Annotated in this window: 4 protein-coding genes; 1 reads left to right on the top strand and 3 read right to left on the bottom strand. The window is 74.5% G+C overall.

The genetic code is table 11. From position 1 onward, the window contains the following. The first annotated feature begins 151 nt into the window (after nucleotides 1–151). A complete protein-coding gene (locus ABWK99_RS15635) occupies nucleotides 152–769 on the top strand; it encodes a malonic semialdehyde reductase (RefSeq protein WP_372595612.1) in 618 nt (205 codons plus the stop codon). Nucleotides 770–846: 77 nt separating this feature from the next. Here the strand turns inward: ABWK99_RS15635 and rimI are convergent, their stop codons facing one another. From rimI to ABWK99_RS15620, 3 genes are all read right to left on the bottom strand, one after another. After that, nucleotides 847–1,371 (bottom strand): ribosomal protein S18-alanine N-acetyltransferase, encoded by a 525-nt coding sequence (gene rimI, locus ABWK99_RS15630; RefSeq protein ID WP_372595611.1) that lies wholly within the window; start codon nucleotides 1,369–1,371, stop codon nucleotides 847–849. Nucleotides 1,372–1,390: 19 nt separating this feature from the next. After that, entirely contained in the window at nucleotides 1,391–2,104 is a 714-nt protein-coding gene (gene tsaB / locus ABWK99_RS15625; RefSeq protein WP_372595610.1) for a tRNA (adenosine(37)-N6)-threonylcarbamoyltransferase complex dimerization subunit type 1 TsaB, read from the bottom strand. Between the two features lie 51 nt (nucleotides 2,105–2,155). After that, nucleotides 2,156–2,498: tRNA (adenosine(37)-N6)-threonylcarbamoyltransferase complex ATPase subunit type 1 TsaE (locus ABWK99_RS15620; protein ID WP_372595609.1), on the bottom strand; the 343-nt coding region annotated here is incomplete at its 5' end.

The raw sequence follows: 2,498 nt of genomic DNA, 5'->3' as shown, positions 1-2,498 counted from the left end.
CTCGTCGCAGGAGGTCTCGATCCCGAGGACGAGGCGATCTGTGGACATGGGACAAGCCTAGGCGGCGGGCCGAGCACCGGGGGACATCGATGTGACGAGGCACACAGTCGAACCTGGGATGATTCGAGGGTAGTTGAGCGTTGAACTAGGCATGACAGAGACCGCACTCGCCCCCACGTTCCAGATCGACCCGACCGCCCAGGACGCACTCTTCCGCGGTGCCCGCTCCGTGCGGGCCTGGTCCGACGAGCCCGTTCCCGAGGAGACCGTCGAGGCCGTCTACGACCTCGTCCGCTGGGGGCCGACGGCGCTCAACACCTCCCCGCTGCGCCTGCTCCAGGTGCGCACCCCGGAGGCCCGCGAGCGACTGGCCGCCCACATGGGCGAGGGGAACCGCCAGCGGGTGCTGGACGCGCCGCTCGCCCTCGTGCTGGCCGCCGACACCGACTTCCACGAGAACCTCGGTGAGCTCATGCCGCACATGCCCGGCGCCGCCGCCCTGTTCGCCGACGACCTCGCCACGCGCGAGCGCCTGTCCCGCGACAACGCGCACCTCCAGGCCGGCTACCTCCTGGTCGGCCTGCGCGCTGCCGGCCTCGACATCGGGCCGATGAGCGGGATGGACGCCTCCGGGATCGACGTCGACCTGCTCGCCGGCACCTCCTGGCGCTCGATCATGGTCGTGCTGGTCGGCCGACCCGCAGCCGACAACCAGGCGCACCCGCGCGCCGCACGCCTCGACTTCGAACGCGCGGCCCGCGCGGTCTGAGCCCCGCGCGCCCTCCGGTCCGCGCGAGCGGGCCGGGGGGCGCGGCCGCGCGCCGGGTACCGGGCACGGCCACCGACTCAGAGCTCCTTGCGCATCGTCCAGGCGTCGACGTCCTCCGGCTGGTAGTACCTGCGCCGCCGGCCCACCACCGCGAACCCGGTGCGCTCGTACAGCGCGATCGCCGGGTCGTTGTCGACCCGGACCTCGAGAAGCACGGCCTGCGCCCCCACGGTCCGCGCCTGGGAGACGAGCGCGTCCAGGAGCACCTTCCCGAGCCCCTGGCGCTGGGCGTGGGGAGCCACCCCGATCGTCATCACCTCGACGACCTCGCCGTCGAAGGCCGAGCCCGCGTAGCCGACCAGCGTCCGGCGGGGCGAGCGCGCGGGCTCCGGCGGAGCACCGACCGGGCCAGGGGACCGTCGCGCGGGCGCGCCGGGTCCGTCGATCCCGACGTACCACCGGTTCCGCGCGGTGAGCTCCTCGACCACCATCACCTCGTTCCAGGCGGACGGGCCGAAGAGCAGCTGCTCCAGGGCCACGAGGTCCGGGACGTCCGCGACGCTCAGCCGACGCACCACGGGTTCCGTGCCGCCGGAGCTCACGCTCCTGCCGTCCTCGTGCTCATCCCGTGGCGCGCTTGCGCGAGGCCGAGGGGGTGACATCGGGCCGGCGCAGGTACAGCGGAGCCGTCGGCTGCTCGACACCGCGGGCGGCCCTGGCGATCGCGAGCCTGCCGAGGACCGCCACGTCGAGCACGACGGGCGCCCCCTCGGCGGCCGGGAGCTCGTCCGGGTACAGCAGCGCACCGGGCCCGACGACGGATCCGGACTGCCCCGCGAGGGCTGCCGGGTGGTCGACGGACGGACCGACGACGACCTCGACCTCTGCGAGGTCCGCTGCGAGATCCGCTGCGAGGCCCGCACTCGAGGCGCCTGCGGCCGAGGCGGCGCGGTACCGGGCGGCGTAGACCTCACGGCGGCGCGCGTCGGTGACCACGAGCACCTCGCCGTGCAGACCGGCGGCGAACGCCTGCGCCGCGAGCACGTCGAGGCTGCACACCCCGTGCGCCGGCACGCCCAGGGCGAACGCGAGAGTGCGCGCCGTGACGAGTCCTGCCCGCAGCCCGGTGAAGGGCGCAGGGCCGGTGCCGACGGCGACGGCCGACACCGCGAGCCGGTCCACGCCGGCATCGCTCAGCACCGAGGTGATCATCGGGCCGAGCAGCTCGGCATGGCGGCGCTGCTCGGCGACCTGACGGCGGGCGAGCACCGAGCCGTCGTCGGCGAGCAGGCAGACGGCGATCTCGGCGGAGGTGTCGAGGCAGAGGACGGGCACGGCGGCATTCTCCCACTGGTGGACGCACGGGTGGACGGGACGGACCGACGCTCAGCCCGGCAGGTCGACCCCTGCCCATCGCGGACCGACCCCGCGCACGGTGACCCGGCGCTCGCCCGAGCCGTCGAGGAGGACCTCCTCACCGCCGGCCGCCCCGTGCGGGCGGTCGATGAGGATCTCGAGCCGGTCCTCCGCGAGGACCTCTGCGAGGCCCTCACCCCACTCGACGACGGTCACCGACTCGTCGAGGCCTGCGTCCAGGTCGAGGGCGTCCAGCTCCTCGAGCGAGCCGAGGCGGTAGGCGTCCACGTGCACCAGGGGCGGCCCGTCGCCGAGCGAGGGGTGCACGCGAGCGATGATGAACGTGGGCGAGGCCACCTGCCCGCGCACCCCG

The organism is Actinotalea sp. (assembly GCF_041597215.1).
Classification (GTDB): domain Bacteria; phylum Actinomycetota; class Actinomycetes; order Actinomycetales; family Cellulomonadaceae; genus Actinotalea.
This window is presented reverse-complemented; position numbering and strand designations above follow the sequence as displayed.